This is a genomic window from Bacillus sp. RC251 (assembly GCF_044908765.1).
Taxonomy (GTDB): domain Bacteria; phylum Bacillota; class Bacilli; order Bacillales; family Bacillaceae_G; genus Bacillus_A; species Bacillus_A wiedmannii.
This window is the reverse complement of record NZ_JBIYDP010000002.1, coordinates 720681-740522: the sequence shown is the minus strand read 5'-3', so window position 1 is coordinate 740522 and position 19842 is coordinate 720681. Positions and strand designations below refer to the sequence as shown.

The 19842-nt window shown below is 32.4% G+C and carries 14 protein-coding genes and 1 pseudogene; 4 read left to right on the top strand and 11 right to left on the bottom strand.

Translation table 11 applies throughout. From position 1 onward, the window contains the following. Positions 1-10: 10 nt before the first annotated feature. The 10 genes and pseudogenes from ABH961_RS13745 to ABH961_RS13700 all read right to left on the bottom strand — a co-directional run bounded on the left by ABH961_RS13745 (position 11) and on the right by ABH961_RS13700 (position 11161). Positions 11-367: a CidA/LrgA family holin-like protein gene (locus ABH961_RS13745; protein ID WP_000878487.1), complete on the bottom strand. Its 357-nt coding sequence runs from the start codon at positions 365-367 to the stop codon at positions 11-13. Positions 368-397: 30 nt separating this feature from the next. Next, the gene (gene pdxR, locus ABH961_RS13740) at positions 398-1831 is read right to left on the bottom strand and encodes a MocR-like pyridoxine biosynthesis transcription factor PdxR (RefSeq protein WP_048545917.1); all 1434 of its coding nucleotides are present in this window, start codon (positions 1829-1831) and stop codon (positions 398-400) included. Between the two features lie 68 nt (positions 1832-1899). Next, a pseudogene (locus ABH961_RS13735) lies at positions 1900-2673 on the bottom strand (alpha/beta fold hydrolase). Between the two features lie 23 nt (positions 2674-2696). After that, entirely contained in the window at positions 2697-3377 is a 681-nt protein-coding gene (gene bshB2, locus ABH961_RS13730) for a bacillithiol biosynthesis deacetylase BshB2 (protein ID WP_048546463.1), read from the bottom strand. Positions 3378-3430: 53 nt separating this feature from the next. After that, positions 3431-3622, bottom strand: coding sequence for a hypothetical protein (locus ABH961_RS13725; RefSeq protein ID WP_048545921.1), 192 nt, complete (start codon positions 3620-3622; stop codon positions 3431-3433). Between the two features lie 214 nt (positions 3623-3836). After that, a complete protein-coding gene (locus tag ABH961_RS13720) occupies positions 3837-4544 on the bottom strand; it encodes a GntR family transcriptional regulator (protein ID WP_046956514.1) in 708 nt (235 codons plus the stop codon). 30 nt (positions 4545-4574) lie between these two features. After that, positions 4575-5984: a glycoside hydrolase family 1 protein gene (locus tag ABH961_RS13715; RefSeq protein ID WP_098079123.1), complete on the bottom strand. Its 1410-nt coding sequence runs from the start codon at positions 5982-5984 to the stop codon at positions 4575-4577. 231 nt (positions 5985-6215) lie between these two features. Then, positions 6216-7931, bottom strand: a complete 1716-nt coding sequence (locus ABH961_RS13710; protein WP_098079101.1) for a methyl-accepting chemotaxis protein — start codon at positions 7929-7931, stop codon at positions 6216-6218. Between the two features lie 231 nt (positions 7932-8162). Continuing rightward, positions 8163-9143: a phosphatidylinositol-specific phospholipase C gene (locus ABH961_RS13705; protein ID WP_064475043.1), complete on the bottom strand. Its 981-nt coding sequence runs from the start codon at positions 9141-9143 to the stop codon at positions 8163-8165. Between the two features lie 176 nt (positions 9144-9319). After that, complete coding sequence (locus ABH961_RS13700; RefSeq protein WP_098079098.1) at positions 9320-11161, bottom strand: S8 family peptidase; 1842 nt, start codon at positions 11159-11161, stop codon at positions 9320-9322. A gap of 290 nt (positions 11162-11451) precedes the next feature. Between ABH961_RS13700 and ABH961_RS13695 the strand changes: the two genes are divergently transcribed. From ABH961_RS13695 to ABH961_RS13685, 3 genes are all read left to right on the top strand, one after another. Then, positions 11452-12249 (top strand): cell wall hydrolase, encoded by a 798-nt coding sequence (locus tag ABH961_RS13695; protein ID WP_098079095.1) that lies wholly within the window; start codon positions 11452-11454, stop codon positions 12247-12249. 260 nt (positions 12250-12509) lie between these two features. After that, positions 12510-13847: an NAD(P)/FAD-dependent oxidoreductase gene (locus ABH961_RS13690; RefSeq protein WP_064469397.1), complete on the top strand. Its 1338-nt coding sequence runs from the start codon at positions 12510-12512 to the stop codon at positions 13845-13847. Between the two features lie 465 nt (positions 13848-14312). Next, complete coding sequence (locus ABH961_RS13685; protein ID WP_048545934.1) at positions 14313-16232, top strand: LTA synthase family protein; 1920 nt, start codon at positions 14313-14315, stop codon at positions 16230-16232. 98 nt (positions 16233-16330) lie between these two features. On the opposite strand, the gene ABH961_RS13680 is transcribed toward ABH961_RS13685, so the two are convergent. Beyond that, entirely contained in the window at positions 16331-19114 is a 2784-nt protein-coding gene (locus ABH961_RS13680; RefSeq protein ID WP_404519510.1) for a dynamin family protein, read from the bottom strand. A 482-nt stretch (positions 19115-19596) separates the two neighbouring features. Here ABH961_RS13680 and ABH961_RS13675 point away from each other — a divergent pair, with 482 nt between their 5' ends. Further along, positions 19597-19782 (top strand): hypothetical protein, encoded by a 186-nt coding sequence (locus ABH961_RS13675; protein WP_000461129.1) that lies wholly within the window; start codon positions 19597-19599, stop codon positions 19780-19782. Positions 19783-19842 lie beyond the last annotated feature (60 nt).

Below are 19842 nucleotides of genomic sequence, written 5' to 3'. Positions count from 1 at the left end.
CTTGTCGATTTTATTTTTTTGATGCTACTAATAATTGACTTATATACCCTGAAACAATCAATGTTACTATTGTGCTTGCAACTACTAAAAGGAATATAACACTCCCCTTACTGAAAAGAAAAGACCCATATTCCATCAGCCCTGTTGTCGAAGGAATTAGAAATAACGGTAAAAATATAATTAACTTTTCCGCACCTTCCTCAAACCACTTTAATGGTAAAATACGAGTAGCAAGGAGTAAAAACAGCATTAACATCCCTATTAAACTTCCTGGCATTGATAAATGGAATACTTCCTGAATCCACGTACCAACTAAGCTAAATACATATAGCACGCCTACTTGAAGTAAAAGCGTCACGTACTTCATTTCTTTCCCTCATTTCAATATGCATCACTATTATGAAATCTCGTTTAATGTTTCCGCAAACCTCGTGATTCCCAGTTGAATTTGTTCGACATCTACTCTCCCAAAAGTAAAACGAATATATTCATTTTTAGTACCTAAAACACTTCCCGGGACAAACGCTACACCATTTCGTATAGATTCGCCTAATAAATGATATTCATCAAATGTTCCTTGCACTTTGCACCATAAATGTATTCCACCCTCTGGAACAAAAAATTCAACCTGGTCCCCTAATATTTCTTCAAGCTTTCTAATTAACACATCTCTTCTGTCTTTCAATTGCTCACGAAGCATTGTAATATGTGCATGAAAATCTTCTGATTCTAAAAATTGATTTGCCACCCACTGCGTAAATACACTATGGCCAAAATCAACTTGCTGTTTTGCATCCGCTAAACGTTCTATTACACGCGTAGGGCCAATTACCCAGCCAATACGTAATCCTGATGCAACAATTTTTGATAATGAACTTATATAAAGAACATTCCCGTTTTGATCCATTGATTTTAATGTAGGATTCACTTCTCCATTAAATGAAGTTAAACTATACGGATCATCTTCTACAATCGGTATACCAAATTCAGAAGACAGCTCTAAAACCTTTTTACGCCTTGCTAATGACAACACAGTTCCCGTTGGATTTTGATAATCTGGATTCAAAAATACCATACGAATACGATGCTTTTTATGCAAATCAATTAAGTCATCTGGATTCATTCCATGCTGATCAACAGGTAGATGGAATATTTTTAGGCCAGCAGATTTAAACATCGGCAATGAAAAACAATACGACGGATCTTCAATTGCAATCGCGTCTCCTGGTTTTAATAAGCATTGCACGATAAGGTTAAGTGCCTGTTGTGCGCCAGATGTAATAAGGATAGAATTCGAATCTGCTTCAATTTGTTTATATTGCTGAACATGTGCTGCAATTGTTTTTCTCAACATTTCATTTCCAAGCGGATGGTCATAACCGAGGTTTTCCATAAATGTTTTCTCCGACAAAATCGTTCGGAATCTATCGCTCGGAATCAATTCTGGTGACAATTCACCACTCGCTAAATTAATTAAGTCGTCTTTTTGTGTTTCCGTTCTAATTTGTTGAACGAGTGGTACGTTAGGTAAGAACGATCCATCCTCCACGTACCTACCCCAGTTCGGTATTCGTTTATGTGAGACACCCCATATATCTGTATTGACCCTTGTTCCGCTTCCCTTTTGCCGTTCTACTACTCCAAGTGATTTTAATTCTTCATACGCAGCTACTATTGTACTCCGGTTCACCTGTAATTCTTTCGCTAACGTACGCTCAGAAGGTAACTTGCTGTCAGAAGGAAACTCACCTGAAGAAATACCCCTTTCCATATAATCCGCTATTTGTTTATATACAGGCGTCTTATCTGCACGATTTGGTTTCCATTCCACCTTGTTGCCTCCTCTCAAAACGAACTATCCTTGATTCCCTAATAACAGTATTAACTTTAATAATAGTATTAATTAATTACATGATTTAAAAATCTTTCTACCGTCATATTAAAGCTAGTCGGCTGTTCTAAATAAGGTAAGTGTCCACTATTTTTAAACTCAATAAAAGTTGTATTTTTCAAACGTCTTTCAAACTCTCTTACATATTTCTCGGGAACGAAATCATCATTTTCCCCTCTTATAATTAAAGTAGGACATGAAATATTTGAAAGAAACGGTCTTTAATCATAATCTACTAATTCAGCAAATAATCTTTGAATATGCACCGAATTAATAGACTGTAAAGATTGATAAAATCCCCTAACAATTACTTCATTATCTGCTACTCCCATCGCCTTCAATAATGTATCCGCCCATGTTTTTCCATTATCGTGTAAGCTAAGTAAATCATATACTTCAATTCGTTCTTTTCGGTCTTCAGGCTCCAAATAGGGAAATGCATTTACAACAATTAAACTAGAAACAAAGCCTGGATATTGAATAGCAAAATCGATACCGACTCTAGCTCCTTTTGAAAGGCCACACATAACTACTTTTTGTAGCTTTAAATAACTGCATAACTCATACAAAACATTTGCATATTCTTTAAAAAGAATTTCCAGCCCTTCAGATTTCCCATGCCCCGGTAAATCAAGAGAAATCACCGTCCAATTCTCTTTGAAATATTGCCTTTGATATAGCCAATTGTTTGCGTTCCCACCAAGACCGTGTAATAACAATATAACAGGGCCCGATCCTTCTATATTGTAAGAAATTTTCCGATTCTTATATTCAAAATACATATTCATCACCTTCAGCTATAACATCACTTACTCTTATCTTTGAATGAATATATCCAAAATGGTTCCTTTTCTAACCACTCTACTGTTTCCGGTACACCTTCTTCATACTCTCTTTTTAGTTCCGTTACTTTCGTCGCAAATTGTGATGCATGTGCTTGCAATACCTCTAATTTTTTGGGAACATATTCTTTCACTTCATTTTTAAAATGCGGAGGACCTATTTCCGCTTCATGATTGTTCGAAAAAGCTACCGCATAAAATGTTGGCCTTTTATATTCCGGAATATTAGCTAACGCCTCTGCTACCGCTTCTCCTGTTGCATCATGATCTGGATGAACCGCATATCCCGGATAAAAAGAAATAACTAACGAAGGATTCACTTCTTCTACACATTTTTGTATTACACGTCTTAACTCTCCGGGAGTTTCAAATTCAAGAGTTTTATCACGATATCCCATCATACGTAAATCTTTAATCCCTAAAACATTTGTAGCCCTCTTTAGTTCCGTCTCTCTTATAACATTTAATGATTCACGTGTTGCAAAAGGAGGATTCCCCATCGTTCTCCCCATTTCACCTAACGTTAAGCAAACATAAGTAAGAGGAACATTTCGCTGCGCATAAGCTAAAATTGTACCTGCCACGCAATATGACTCATCATCTGGATGCGGAAAAACAATTAAAACGTGGCGTTCATTTTTTATCAAAATCATACTCCTCCATCATATACAATATTAACTTTTTTCTTTCAAAACTATTAAATCACTACCGCATACCACGTTACCCCAACAAGTAGTACGAAAAGAAGAAGAATATAAATAGTTGATAAGTTTTTCACATTTCTCTTTGTAGACTTGCCGTAATTATCCTCCACATTTCGTGCAACTAACACGGTCCCAAACAGGGATCCAATTACAATAATAACCACTAGTGAAATTGCAAAAATCATTGTATTTTCACCTCTCTAAAGACAATCTATTTTAATAAAGAACTTCCTCTTTAAAACTTTAATAAAATACTACCTTTCTTCTCTTATCATAATAGATGTTTACAAAAAACGGACCAACCACTTTTGTGTTTTTTTGCTCATCCACTTTGAAAATAAAAAACAACTGATCACTTTGGACTCAGTTGCTTTTCACACGATAAATTATTTTCTATTTTTATTTGAAATTAATTCGATTTAAAAGTTTAGTCTTTTCATAATGAAACATCGATTGAGATAACTCGAAAATTGTCCCGTTTACAAGACACACTGTATTTTCAATAAGAAGCGCCGGATCACCTTCATTTAATTCTAACAGCTGCGCGTTTTCTTTATTTACTTTTTCACAACTAATAACTTTATCGGCAAAGCCAATATTTAATCGTAAATCTTCAATGAAATAACTGTATACAGAGCTTAATGCTATTTCTTTATTCAAATATGGAATAATATCCTTTTTGAAATAACTTACTTCAATAGAGAATGGTTTACCATCTACAATTCTTAAACGCTTCAAAAAATATATCCTAGTTCCAGCTTCGCATTGCATCCGCTTTGCTATATCTTCGTCCGCATCTATTACTTCAAGCTCTAACACTTTCGTTTCAATATTTTGCGAAACGAGATTTTTCGTTAATCCACGTAAACTTCCTAAATTAATGTAATCTGTTACAGAAGTTTCACGTAAAAACATACCACTACCTTGCACTTGAAAAATATAACCTCTATTTACAAGCTGACTAATTACTTTACGTATCGTATTACGGCTTACTTCAAACCGATTCATCAAAGCTTCTTCTGTAGGTAGTTTTTTCGTTTCATTAAAAAGCCCATCTCGAATGTTTTGCTCTAACACATCTGCAATCTGTTTATACTTTGCACTCATACACTTTCTCCTAAAATACTCTTTTATCTATTATAACTCTTCTCCTCTCGTTTCGATAACATGTTTATACCAATGAAACGAAAGTTTTTTCTTACGTTTTAAGTTATCATTATGATCGACAAAAATAAAGCCATATTGCTTTTTATACCCATTTAACCAACTTAATAAATCAATCACTGACCATGCATAATAACCTTTTAAATTGATTCCCTCTTCAATTGCACGCTTTATTACTTTTAAATGCTCTTCAATAAATTTAATTCTCGGAACATCTACAACTTCTCCTTCAATGATTGGATCTTCATCACCAAGTCCATTTTCCGTTACATACATCTTTATGTCACCGTAACGCCCTTTCAACATATGCAATCCATCTAAGAAACCTTCGGGAGATATTTCCCATCCCCATTTTGTATATGTTTTATCATCCATTTTTACTGTGCGATAAAAACCATCAAAAGAAGGATTACCTGGAGCAAGTGTTGAGTTTTCTCGAGAATGCTCATCGCTCTTTATATCCATATCGTATCTTTCTACTCGTATTGGTTGATAATAATTCAAGCCAATAAAATCATTCTTTTCGGCATTTTGTTTAATGATTTCTAATTCTTCAACCGTCCAATTAGGAGTCCACCCTTTTTCCTTTAATTGTTGAACAACATAAGGTGGATACTCACCTTTTAAAACTGGATCATAATACCAATACGTTTCATATTCATTCGCATGATTTGCTGATAGTATATTTTCTTTTTCATCATCCACACTATAAGCAGGTAAGAAAACATGTGTAATCCCAATCTCCCCATATTGTTTCAGCTGCTTGTACACCGCAATTGTTTTCGCATGTGCATAAAATACATAATGAGTCGCTTGAAAATACTTTGGAACATCATTTTTTATTCCTGGTGGATGTGCACCTTTTAAATAGCCTAATCCACAAAACATTACTGTTTCATTAAAAGTAATCCAATGTTTCACTCTATCACCAAATGCTTTAAAGCAAATTTCGGCATACTTTACAAAAGCATCTGCTGTTCGTTTATTCGTCCACCCACCATCCTTTTCTAACGGTAATGGTAGATCCCAATGATATAAAGTGACAAACGGTACAATCCCGTACTTTAAACATTCATCAATTAAATTGTTATAAAATTTAATGCCTTTTTCATTTACCTCTCCATCTCCATTCGGCAATATTCTCGCCCAAGAAATCGAAAAACGATACGATTCCAATCCCATCTCAGCCATTAAACGAACATCTTCCTTATATTGATGATAATGATCAACCGCTACATCACCATTTGTTCCATTGTATGTTTTGCCAGGAATTTTTGAAAACTCATCCCAATTCGTAACACCTTTTCCATCCTCATTCCATGCACCTTCTACTTGATAAGAAGCTGAAGCAGCTCCGAATAAAAAATCATGTGGAAACTTCATAGTATATACCTCCATTTTATTAGAATAAATCAAATTCATTATTACATATAAAATTTATAGGTACAAATTTAAATGATTATTATATAATACATTTCTGTTTTTCACTATAATTAAACATAGCATTCACACCATTTACAAAAAAAGAACCTATAAAGGTCCTTTTTCAAATTGTGCAACGCAGCACTATATTGAGTATCTTAAAGTTTATACTACTGATAAATGTTAACAAACTTATTCTTCAATAATGAATTGCGAAATTAGCATTTCTAAATTTTCGACTTTCTTTTTCATTTCATTAGATTTCGTCGTTATTTCTTGAATCAATGTGGCTTGTGCTTGAATTGATTGTACCGTTCGATTCGTTTCTTGTGCGACTTGTGTTGCAGTTTCAGAAACTATTGATAAAGAGGCATTCACTTCTTCTGTCCCAGCAGACATTTCTTCTGTGGCAGCAGATACTTCTTGAATTTGGGACGTTATTCTATTAATATCTTGCATAATAGATGAAAATGCGAGTTCTGCCTTATATGCTGCTTCTTTACCACCACTAGCCTGTTGTTGACCTTTTTTCATTACATGAACTGTATCCTGTGTATCTTGATGTATAAAACGTATTAAATTATTTATATCATTTACAGATGTTTTAGATTTCTCAGCCAGACCTCTTACTTCAGCTGCAACTACTGCAAATCCTTTTCCATTTTCTCCGGCGCGTGCTGCCTCAATTGCAGCATTTAAGGCCAGTAAATTCGTTTGTTCTGCAATATTAGTAATAACATCTAGCGCTTCTTCAATTTGTTGTGTCCGCGTAACAAGTCTATCAATGACCTTAGAAGTTTCTTCAACAACTTCATTCACACTATTCATTTGACGAATAGATTGTTTTATAACTTCACTACCAGAATTTGCTTGGTCTATTGTTGTAACAGCAACTTCAGCAACCATCGCTGAAGATTCAGCTACTGTTTGAACTCCAGTTGCAATTTCTTCCATCGAAGTTGAACTTTCTTGAATACTAGTCACTTGTCCCTCTATTTCTTTATTTATTTCAGAAGTAGTTCGAACAACCTCGTTTGATATATGTGCTGCCGTTTTTGTCTCTTGTAACATATTTTCAGTTGAAATAATCACTTCTTTCGCTGTAACCTTCACCTGACCGACTAATTGTTGCAAGTTATCTAACATACTATTAAAGGATTGTACAATATGGCCTAATTCGTTCTCGGATTTATAAGAAGTTCGAATTGTTAAATCTCCAGCAGATACTCGTTCCATATCTTTTTGTAATAATACAATTGGTTTTTTTATAACATTTTTTATTATAAAACCAATAAAAATAATTATTATGATTCCAACAAATGAAATAATTACAAATGTTATTATCGTATTTTTCACACTATTGATATTCTCTTTTTGTAGTTGTTCAGCCGCGGTATTATTATATAAAATAAGTTCACGGATAGACTGAATTGTTTTTCCCATATTAGGCTCAATTTCTTTTAAATAATAGCTATACGCTTCTTCATTATTAGTCAGTCCCAAGTCCTGTGCTTTCTTCATTTGTATTCTTAAATCTTTGAATTGACTTTGAAATGCATTATACAAGCCCTTTTCTTTATGAGAACTAATTCTAGTTTCAAATTGTTTTAATAACTCATCATTTTCTTTCCTAGTCTTATCCATTTCTGTTATTAGTTCTTTCATTCTTTTTTCATCTTTCGATATCATAATCTCCATAAAATTCATATTCACATGGTAAAAATTTGATTCTACAGTTCCTATCCATTCAATTGGTAATAGCCTTTCGTCATACATACTAGAAGATGTATTTTCACCTTTTTGAAGCCCTAGAAACCCCAGAGAAGATAACATGATGCACGCCAAACTCGATATAATGACTAACACATTTAATTTCGTTCCAATTTTACTATTTTTAATAAAAGACAATAAATCCACCTCATCTGTATATTATACTTATATGTTTTATATTACAATATTAATCGACATTTATCGACATTTTTTCGTGTCGATTTTATAACCGTATTAAATTATTATATTAACTATATAAACCTATTCAAAGAACTTTGATTCTCATAATATTAAATACTAAAAAGTCTTATGGGAATTCCACAAGACTTTTAATAGCGTTACATTGTTTCTATGAAATTATGGTGAAACTTAAAGTGACTTATTAGTCCTTATAACTTCTTGATAGAGAATCGGTGACCACTTATCACTAACATAATCTTGGATCACCCAACCAACTCTTTTGGGATCCTCTTGTTTAATATATGCCGCAATTTCGGGATTTATATAAGAGGCATAATAATATGGACTATTCCATGCTGTACCACCAGAAGACAAGCTTGTAAAATTAATATATAGATGATTTAAATCCTCACTATTGTTAATCGTTTCATTTATCGTCTCTTTAATAGATTTTACTTTCTCATCATAACTCACTTTATATTTATCTTGTACTGTTACATTTATATTTTGATTTACAGTTGTCGTAAACGTCTCATTATCTGGCCAATAAAAATTATTATACCCTCCAGATTCATTACTACCACTATATCTTTTTAGTAGTACAATTTTCCCTCGAGCATCTCCAAGTTTTATATTTCCTTCTGTTTTTAAAAAGATAGGATCAACAAAATAATTTTTTTCAAACGTATTACTAAATGAACCTTCTGCCCCTTTCATATCCTCATACTCTTTTTTTAAAGACATAATAATTGTTTCACTTGGGTTATCTTTTAAAAATTGTTTCGCTTCGTTTATGAATTCATGCAGTGTTACATAAAGAAATAATGGCCCATGATGAAGAACTATCGTATTATCATCTGTTAAACGGCCTCTTATATCAAAAATGCGAGCTCCATGATCCATTTGATAACGAAAATCATACTCTTGCGTCATTCCCCATACTTGCTTTATTGGATTTTGTAATTTGAACGTACCACTATCATGTGTTCCTGGAATTGAAATTCGTGCTAACGGGATGTTATCAGGTATAGGTTGCATCCATTTTGACCAATTTTCAAGTTCAATAACAGAACTAGCTGCAACGACTTGCTTATCATGTAAAGCAAATACAGATGTGATAAATATCATACTACATATGAATAATTTCAAAATAAACTTCTTATTGCTCATTATTATTCCTCCTTTTTCTGTTTTACATCAAACTTATTGAATATAATATAATCTAGTGAGTAAAAAATAAATAATATTTCATCAATATGAAATATTGCATAGAAGTAAAGTTAAAAATCATTCACATATACTGAATTAGAAAAATTTAAAGGAACTTCATCTGAAGTTCCTTTCATTTATTTTATATTCAATATATATGAACCATCTTTATTCTCATACTTATAAACATATAAATAATATTTACCTGGCTTTGCATTATAAGTTCCCTTAACTACATTCCCTTCATTTTCACCATATGCTACATAGTTGTTTAAATCTGATTCATGATGAAGTACCCATGTCATTCCAATGTTTTGTTCATTTAGTAGAGAAATATTAATATTCTCTGGTGAGTCAATTTGGAAAGTAAATACATCTACCTTATCACGATTATGTAGTGTTCCTTTCATTGGTGTATGAAAGTTAACTTTATTTGCCTGTCTAGGTTCATTATTTGGTTCATTTTCTGTTACTTGTAACTCATTCCCACCGTTCGGCTCTCTTTGTTCATACCCTAAGTTTACTAGTATAGACTTCAAATCTGGTAAAACACCAATTTTATCTGCATATGGATTTTTAGATTTCGTTCCAGTGTTATGGTTACTTAATATCGTTCTTAATTCACTCGGTCTATACGGTTGTCCTGAATTTTTTTTAGCAATGCTTTGTACTAAAGTCGCTGCCCCAGCAATAATTGGCGAAGCACTAGATGTTCCACTAAAGCTTGTAGTATAAAGATTTACAGCACTTCTACTTTGCTCGGCTTTAGTTGTATCTACATTTTCTCCCCACCCGTACACATCAATCCGACTTCCATAATTTGAAAACCACATACGCTCATGAGGGAATGTTGAAGAGCCCGCTCCTACCATAATTGCACCTGAATCTTTAAAATCTTTACTATTACGATTTAAAACTTGTTTACCATTTCTATCTTTAAATTGATCTAAATCATTCCAGCCATTTGCTCCAGCCTCTATAATTACAACACCTTTATCTGTACCAGCACGAATTGCATCAAAGATATCTGGTTGTACTTCAACAGGTAAATATTTATCACCATATCCATCAAAGGAAGCTTGTGCCTCTAATAATAAAACATCCCCAGCTTCTAAATGATTTACAGCACTTAATATTGCATCAGCTGTATTATACTGTCCGTTATCTCTTATTTGAGAAATCACTTTCGCTTTCGCTTTTGGCGCAATCCCAATATTCCCCACTTCATTATCTTCGGAGGATACAATTCCTAGTACAGACGTCCCATGTCCAACATGCTGATCTATATTTCTTCCAGACATTAATTCAATATTTTGATGTACTAAATCCTCATGATTTAATAACCATCCATATTCCATATCAACAAAAGTTATACCATTTCCATTACCGCCTTGAACTCCCCAGGCGAAAGGCGCATTAATACCGTATGGTGCTGCTTCAAGGTAACCTTGTTTTTTATATCTAGGATTGTTATCAGGATTAAAAGATACACTTAATGGTTGTACTTCCGGTGGCGTTATTTTTTCTTGTTTTTTCATATACACATCTTCTATTAAAGAAGATGCCTTTAACTTATCTACTAGTTCTTCTTTCTGCCCACCATTTTGAGTTTGAAGAATATAGTAGTTTAATAAACTTGTAGATACATTATTGGGTGCTTTCACTTCAAGGTCTTGTATTTCTTCTGGACTTACAGATGTGAATAAACGAGTGAATGTTACATCTGGATATTCTACCAAAAGATCTTCTAGTACTTTATCACTTGCTTGAGCTTGTATCTGTTTTTCAATACCATCTTCATATGGTAATTTCAAATCCGCATTGAATTTTACAATGATTTGTTTATCTGTTTCTTGTTCTATCCCTAATTTACTCTGCTGTTCTATAGAATCCGCACCTACAATATTGACCGTGTCCCCTATTCCTAAAAATATTGAAATAATTACAGCTGAAACAGATATTCTTTTAAATATATTCATTACATCACTCCTCCTATTAATAATATATAATCATTATATTAATCTATAATGATTATATTTATATAACATATTCCCTTTCTACTAAATAGATTATAGTAATCAGCAATATGAACTTCAATGTATTTTCATATGCAATATTTCATATTCGGAATCTACACTACATAAATAAGAAACTTATGATGATTATTTATTTTATACGTGCTAATATACTTATATTAAAATATTATGTATAGACATTCTGAACTATATTACTTAACAATTTCACCTTATTTTTGCTAGGAGGATTTACAATGAAATTATTAAAAATAAAACATATAATCCCTATATCTGCAGCTGCAATTACATTCGTATGTCATCAAAGTACAGCTGAAGCATCTACCATTCATACAGTAAAAAAGAATGATACACTTTGGGGCATTAGTAAACAATATGGAGTTTCAATACAATCCATTAAACAGGCTAACAATAAAGAAAACGATCAAACTTTCATTGGCGAACAGTTACATATTCCAGGTTCCGTCAACTCAAATGAAATCACTGTTCGCCAAAACGCTAAACCTGCGAACATTTCTGAGCAAATTATTTATCAAGTACAACCGGGAGATTCATTGGAAACGATAGCAAAGCGTTACAATGTTACCGTTCAATCTATAAAACAAATTAACAATATAGTCGGAAACAAGCTTTATACAGGACAACATATAAAAATAAACTCAAGCATTTCAGAAAAAGAAAAAGACTTAATGGCACGCTTAGTTACTGCTGAAGCAGGTGGCGAATCGTATAAAGGAAAAGTAGCAGTAGCGAAAGTTATACTAAACCGTGTAAACGCAAAAGGTTTTCCAAACACAATAACAGGCGTTATTTATGAACCTATTAAATACGGATATGCCTTTACTCCTGTTACAGATGGAAGAATTAATCAGCCTGCAAGCCCAGAAGCAAAAATGGCAGTAGAAGAAGCTATCTCCACAAATGGAATACATTCTGATTGGCTTTATTTTTACAATCCAAAAACATCAACAGACAAATGGATTACGACACGTCAAACAGTAGCAGTAATTGGTAACCACGTCTTCGCTAAATAACATATAAAAAACAGACCTTCTCACTTAAAAGGTCTGTTTTTTTATATGTAAGAATTTATTTATCATATGACATAGTGATCTTTGAAAACTATTTCTTCTTTTAAATAAAGACATTTGTATTTACCCCACCACTCGGAGAAATTAAAAAAGCATCCAGTTCAAAAACTCCCTCTTTATTAATAAAAGCTATTTCTTAACTTCATAAAATTGTTATACACTAGAAAAATAAAAACAAACTATTCGTTAGCAGGTGAAAAAATATGTATGATGTTACAATTATCGGTGCTGGAGTAAGTAGCATTTTTATGGCTTATTCACTAGCTAAAAGTAACAAAAAGGTTTTAATTCTTGATAAAGGTAAAGCGCTAGAAGATCGCCATTGTCCTTTAGACGAAGGAAAAGTGTGTACTTGTACTACATGTGATAAATATTTCGGGTTTGGTGGTTTAGGAAAATCTGAAGGGAAATTTAATTATACAAACGGATTTGGCGGAGAACTTGAGCAAAAAGTCGGTAAAGAAAGCTTTATTCAACTCATGGCTGAAGTAGATGAAATTCTATGTCAGTTCGGAGGAAGTTCTGTTTCAAAATACTCTACAGAAAATCCAAATCTCAATAAGAGAGCTGAAACGTGTGGTTTACAAATGCTAACAACAGAAGTAAGGCATCTTGGTACTACCCTTTCAAGTGACATTTTTCAGCAGCTCTATGAATTTTTACTTACAAAAATAAATATTCAATTTCATATAGATGTACAACATATTATGAAACAGAAAGATCATTTTACAATAGAGACAAATGAAGGAATAGTTGAATCTAAGCAACTAGTGTTTGCAACTGGGCGTTCCGGAGCGGATTGGTTAAAAGAAATGTGCACTTCTCTTAAAATTTCTCAGGAGCAAACTCGTGTAGATTTAGGGATTAGAGTAGAGATGAAAGAACACCAATTACGTTCTATATTAAAAGATACATTTGAGACAAAACTTTCTTATGAGCATGAACACTTCACCGCAACTACGTACTGTATGAATCCAAAAGGACGCATCATTAGAAAGTACGAAGAAGGTTTAGTTATGCCTGACGGTCAAAATTTTCGAGAGGAAGGAACTGGCACACCGAACTTAAATTTCACTTTATTTATCCCGCGCTATTTTTCAACTCTCAAAGAAGCAAATGTATACGCAAGTTCAATTATAAAAAACATTAACCAAGGACGAGATCGGATTGTTATACAGCGCTTAGAGGACTTACTAAATAAACAACCTACAATAAAGAACGACATGAAACATAACCGTATACAACCTACACTACAAGGAGATTATGGAGATTTGAATACAGAAATTCCCCCATTATATATTGAAGGACTAAAAGAGTTTTTATTACGCTTAGAACGATTTATCAAAGAACCGATCGATAAAGATACTTTGTTATATGGAATTGACGGAAAGTTCTATGCTCCTACGATAAAAATCAATAACCATTTTGAAACAAGTGTGCATGGACTATTTTTAGTTGGAGATTGTTCAGGCGTCACTCATTCATTATCTCAAGCTGCTGCAAGTGGGTTGTATGTTGGAAAATATTTATCTCATATTTAATTTCTTTCATTAAGATATCAATCAAATATTTTAACTTCCATAACGCTTTATTTATGTACCTTGTCCTTCCCCCGCTAATGATTATCCCGCCAAAAATCGGGATTTTACGAGATACATATTTAACATAACTATGTATGGTAAAACTATCGACATTCAATTCTAAAAAATTGAATGTCAACAGTTTTAAAAGCCTCTATTCATTTCCACTTTCATTTGTTCGGTATTTTGTAACATCATCATAGTGTTTAATATGTTAGGATGTCTATAAGTATTTTTTACTACAACTATGACTTTTTCTGTTCTGTTTCCCAAAATAGATTTGCGCTTTAAAATTCCTCATTGTACGTATATGAATACTTCATATTGTTACCTTTAGAAACCATTAAATGGTACATTACACTCTAATAGTTATGAAAATATAATATATAACACAAGTTAAATAAATTGTATAAAGAAGGTGTAAAAATGAAAAATAAAATCAATTTACAAATGCAAAATATAAGCTTTGTTTTAATAATTGCTTTAGCAGTATGGTTAAAAACATATCTTATTACAAGATTCAGTTTTGATTTAAAAATTGAGTCTTCAACGCAAGAGCTTATTTTGTTTATTAGCCCTCTCGCTGCATCATTAGCTTTTGTCGGATTAGCATTATTTGCAACCGGTGAAAAGCGAAATTATATAGCGCTATGTATTAATCTCTTATTAACAATCATACTTGTTGGGAATGTAATGTTCTATGATTTTTATAGTGATTTCGTTACGTTACCAGTACTTGGACAAACATCAAACTTTGGCCAATTAGGCGGCAGTATTATAGAAATATTGAACTATAAAATTATACTCGCTTTCGTAGACATTATTTTCTTCTTTATTTTGTTAAAGAAGAAGGCACTAGTCTTCCAAACAGGACGTGTAACTCATCCGGCACGCTTGCTATATTTTCTCTTAACGTTTGGTGTATTTTTTGCGAATCTACACCTTGCAGAAAAAGAACGACCTGAACTATTAACGAGATCATTCGACCGAGTCATGCTTGTTAAAAATTTGGGACTATACACTCATCAAGTATATGATTTAACACTACAAGTAAAAGCAGGATCACAAAAAGCACTTGCTGATAGTAGTAAATTACAAGAAACTGAAAACTACGTAAAGGCAAACCAAAGTGAGCCAAACCCTAACATGTTTGGTGCAGCAAAAGGAAAAAACGTAATTGTTGTCACTCTTGAATCCCTACAAACCTTTTTAATAGGCGCATCAGTTAACGGTCAAGAAGTTACACCATTCTTGAATGAATTCATAAATGAAAGCTATTACTTCGATAACTTTTTCCACCAAACTGGGCAAGGAAAAACATCCGATTCTGAATTTCTAATCGATACGTCATTGTATCCATTAAATCGAGGAGCTGTATTTTTCACACACGGTAACAATGATTATACTGCGACTCCAGAAATTTTACGTCAGCAAGGTTATTTCACTTCTGTATTCCATGCGAATAACGCAACATTTTGGAATCGTAATATTATGTACTCCGCTCTTGGTTATGATCGTTACTATAACGAACTTGATTACAAAATTACACCCGAAACAAATTTAAATTGGGGATTAAAAGATATCGAATACTTCGATCAATCAGTAGATATATTAAAAACTGTTGATCAACCATTTTACGCTCGTTTCCTTACGTTAACGAACCATTATCCATTTACGTATGATGAAGATACAAAATTCATTGAACCATATAACTCTGGTAATGGCGTATTTGATCGTTATATCGTAACAGCACGTTACTTAGACGAATCAATTAAAAAGTTTATTGAGCGTTTAAAAGCCGAAGGAATGTATGATGATTCTATTATTGTGTTGTATGGTGATCATTATGGTATTTCTGAAAAACATAATCGTGCAATGGCACAGTTTTTAGAAAAAGATCAAATAACAGAATTTGATACTTTAAATTTACAACGCACACCTTTATATATTCATGTACCTGGCCAAACAGAAGGTCAAACGATTTCAAAGCCTACGGGACAAATCGATATGAAACCTACTATTCTAAATTTATTAGGGATTGATACTACGAACGATATCCGTTTTGGTCATGATATGTTTTCAGATGAATATACCGGTTTTGTCGTTTTACGTGATGGTAGCTTTATTACAGACAAGTATGCATACACAAACAATACTTTCTATGACCGCATAACAGGTGAAATTGTAGATTTACCAAAAAAAGAAGCACAAGCACTCATTAACCGTGCACAAAATGAATTACGAATGTCCGACAAAATTATTGAAGGCGATTTATTACGTTTCTCAGAAAGTAATAAAATTAAAACTGGCAAAGTACAAACTAAAATTAAAGAGACTGAAAAATAATCTAAATACGAAAAGGGAGCAACTTATTACAGTTGCTCCCTTTCACTCTCTTATAACATATGATGCAATGTCATATAAAAACCTCGTATATTTTACTTTTATTCTACGCTTGTTTCTAAAGTTACATCTGTATAGGTATGATCATCACCTATATTTAAAATTACTTCACATTGACGTAATCTCAATTCAAAGAGCATGATAGAATCTTGATAAACTTCAGGTTGTGATTTCATCTTATGTAACATCTCTTGTTTTTCTTGTATTTCTAAATGAGTGTTTTCTACAGCTTGTTTCAAGGAGTTAAATGGATTTCTAAAGAATATGTTAATATCCCGCTCTTGCGTGTTTTCAAATAGCTCAAATTGCAAGAAAAATTTCTTCATAATAGAAGCCGTTACCTCGGTATAATCTTCATTTTCTACATACTGTTTGTATTTGTTATATAGCATACCTTTGTTTTTAGGAAGAACTCCAAATAATTTACCGGCACTTTTCAGTAAAAATTGCGCTGGCGTAAAGCGACGTAAAATATTTACTTCATCCATTTGTATTCTAGTCGTCATTCTGTCAGTATCTCTGCGCCAGTCATCAAGCACTTTAAAATCACATTCTAACTGTATTCGATTTTCTCCAAATAAAGAATTAAGCCCTTCACTAAGTTCTTCTAAGTACGATTGACTTTGAAGGAGCTCATTATTAGAAATCGCAATCCAATTTTGCATAGAAAGAGCAAAATTAGGTAATACAGTTTGCTCTAAATATTTATGTACTCTTTCATTCATCGCTTTATTTAGTTCCGTATCAATGTGCCCGAAATCGCTTTCTTCACTAATTAAATCCGAACAACTCTGTAATATCTTCGGAATATTTTCAGTAAGGTCATTCATAATTTCAGTTTTCATTGTACGATATGATTTTGTAATGAAATGAATTTTTTCCTTCTCAAAAGCAGTAAGATTATTAATACTACCATTTAGTTTCACTAGCATATCTTCGTTCCAATTAATCGCATCCACTAGATTATTTTCTTTCTCAACGCGTTTATCCAAAAGATATGTAATTGTTTTTCTAATGAAAAACAATAGCTTTTCCGTACGTTCTGCATCGATATTTTTATGCTTACAGTTAAAATGAATAAACTCAGTTAAATCATTTAATTGTTGACTACTTGTATATAGCGAAGAGTAAGGGAAAATTCTCGCATGCGGGAAATATGTGTTTATTCTCGCTTGCGTATCATGTAATACTCTTTTCACTTCTGCATCACTGTATATGTTATCGATTTTATTTAATAAGAAATGGATTTGTAAATTTGGTGTATGTTCTTGAATGCTTAATAGAATATCACGTTCTTTGTCAGTAAAAGGTGAATCCGCATTTAATACGAATAGTAATTCGTCTACAGAATTTAAATATTCGAATATCTCATCCCTAGTATCGTTATTTCTATTAAAGCCAGGTGTAACTACAAATGTAAGTTTATTTTCACTTAAAAATCTGCATGGTAATTTAAATTCAACACACGCTCTATCTCTATATGTTTGATGGTGCTGAGACATCATATTATAGTAATCAGAGACATCTTCCGTTGTTGTAATTGTAGAGTCTGTTATGGCGTTAATTTCTGTATGCGCATCATTTTTTAAAACTACTACATTTGAAATTGATTTTTCTAATATATTTTCTCCTAATATAGAGTTAATAAATGTAGTTTTTCCGTTTCCTGAAGTTCCCGTTACTAAAATGCGATTTGTGCTTAAATCTGCGAGCTCGCCAACTAACCATCTAAATCGGTGACCCATTTCTATATTATGCTTTTGTGCCCACTCTGTAATAGATTCAAAAAGATTCAAACTATACTCTAAGCCGTTCACATGATTAATAGAATATAACAACAGGTTTTCAGCATGTTTTATATTTGCTGCATCTATTTTAGAAGGGAAAATCTCATCCCATGCCAACACAGCTGCAGATGGAAATACAGCATAAGATGGATTGACTACCTTTAACCAATTTGTTAACAAGTTTGGAATGATGTCGTGTAATTGTTTAAGCTTATATTGACCTTGAATTAATTCAAAGTACGTTCCTTCGTAAAGAGAAGAAATTTTGTCCCATATATCGGACGAATGTATTTCAATATGTAAGAAAAATTCATTTATTGTGTTAAGCCATGATAAGTAATTTTGTTCGTTTTTATAACTATTCCAAAGTGATGAAACCATTTGCGTAAATTGTACTTGATCTACATTATTTAACGTAACTAATACTTCATAAAAATAATCTGGTGAAATATGTTTAGTAAATCTTTTATCGATATATCCTTTTAAAACCTCAAACCACGGATAAGATTCTGTTCGAATTAACTCATTGACAGCAAGCTCTACTGCACTATCAAAATCTTGCTGCTCCTCATAAAAGGAACGTGCAATTTTTGTAACATTTGGATAATCCGGATTTAAAGAAACTGCTTCTTTAATAACAGCGAAAGCAGAGTCAAAATTATTTTGCTCTATGTAAAGAGAAAGTAATTGTAATCTAATCTCCGTCATCAATATTATATTATCAGTAGTAATGGAAGTATAAACATTTTCAGCAACTGGTAATTGATTAAGCTCGAAATAAGCATCGGCAATATTTTTTTGTGCCCATGGTGCTAATTCATTACTAACCTTCTCCCATTTAAAAATAGCTGCTTCAAAATCTTGATGGCGATAATAAAATTCACCTTGTGCAAAACGAATGTAAGATCCATCAGAAATCTCATTTCTTTCTTCGTTTACATAAGCTTCTCCAAGTACGTCAATAGGTGGTTTTGTTTCATTCTCCATTAGGAATGTTTCATAATACATCTTTTTTATTAATTGTTTTTCTACTCTCATCTTTTCCCCCACTATATCTTGAAAATACATTTTTAAGATATATCAATACTTTTTGTATGTATGCTTTTTATCTTAACAAAGAATATCTTTTGGAAAATTTCATTTTCCTTTCATTTTTTAAGTTAGATTGAATTTTTATGAGAAAAGTTTCAGTTTTTTTTCATTTTCCTTTCAGTTGTGAAACAGCATTAAATGTTCCTAATAACCTAATAACACTATAATCTCCCGCATTATATTATCAGGAAAAATCTATATAAACCATATTATAAAAACAATTTATAACGAATATATATGCAATATTTCCTTCCCTAATAAATAAAAGAAGCATTATCATATATTTCTCACATTGTTTTCCTTTGAAATATTTCAGTAGTTACGTAATTTAATTCCATTAACCTATATAAATAACTAGTCCAAAAAAAATCTATATGCATATCATGTTATAGTAAAGAATTCAGGAAATCCTAAAAGGAGGCATTTTCATGTTTGAAGATAAATCTAAAATAAATTACCCATATGAATTTACTGAAACTACAACAATCCCGCTAAAAAACCCCATCAATAAAACTTTCAAAAACGGCTCTGGTACACATACTTTCCCAATTAAAAAACACTATAAAGAACAAGTGTTATATACGGAAAAAATTAATAATAATAAAAATAAATAAGCGTATAGTTCTTCATTTTGACGCTGCATAGTTACGTTTTAAGTAATTTATACTTTTTAT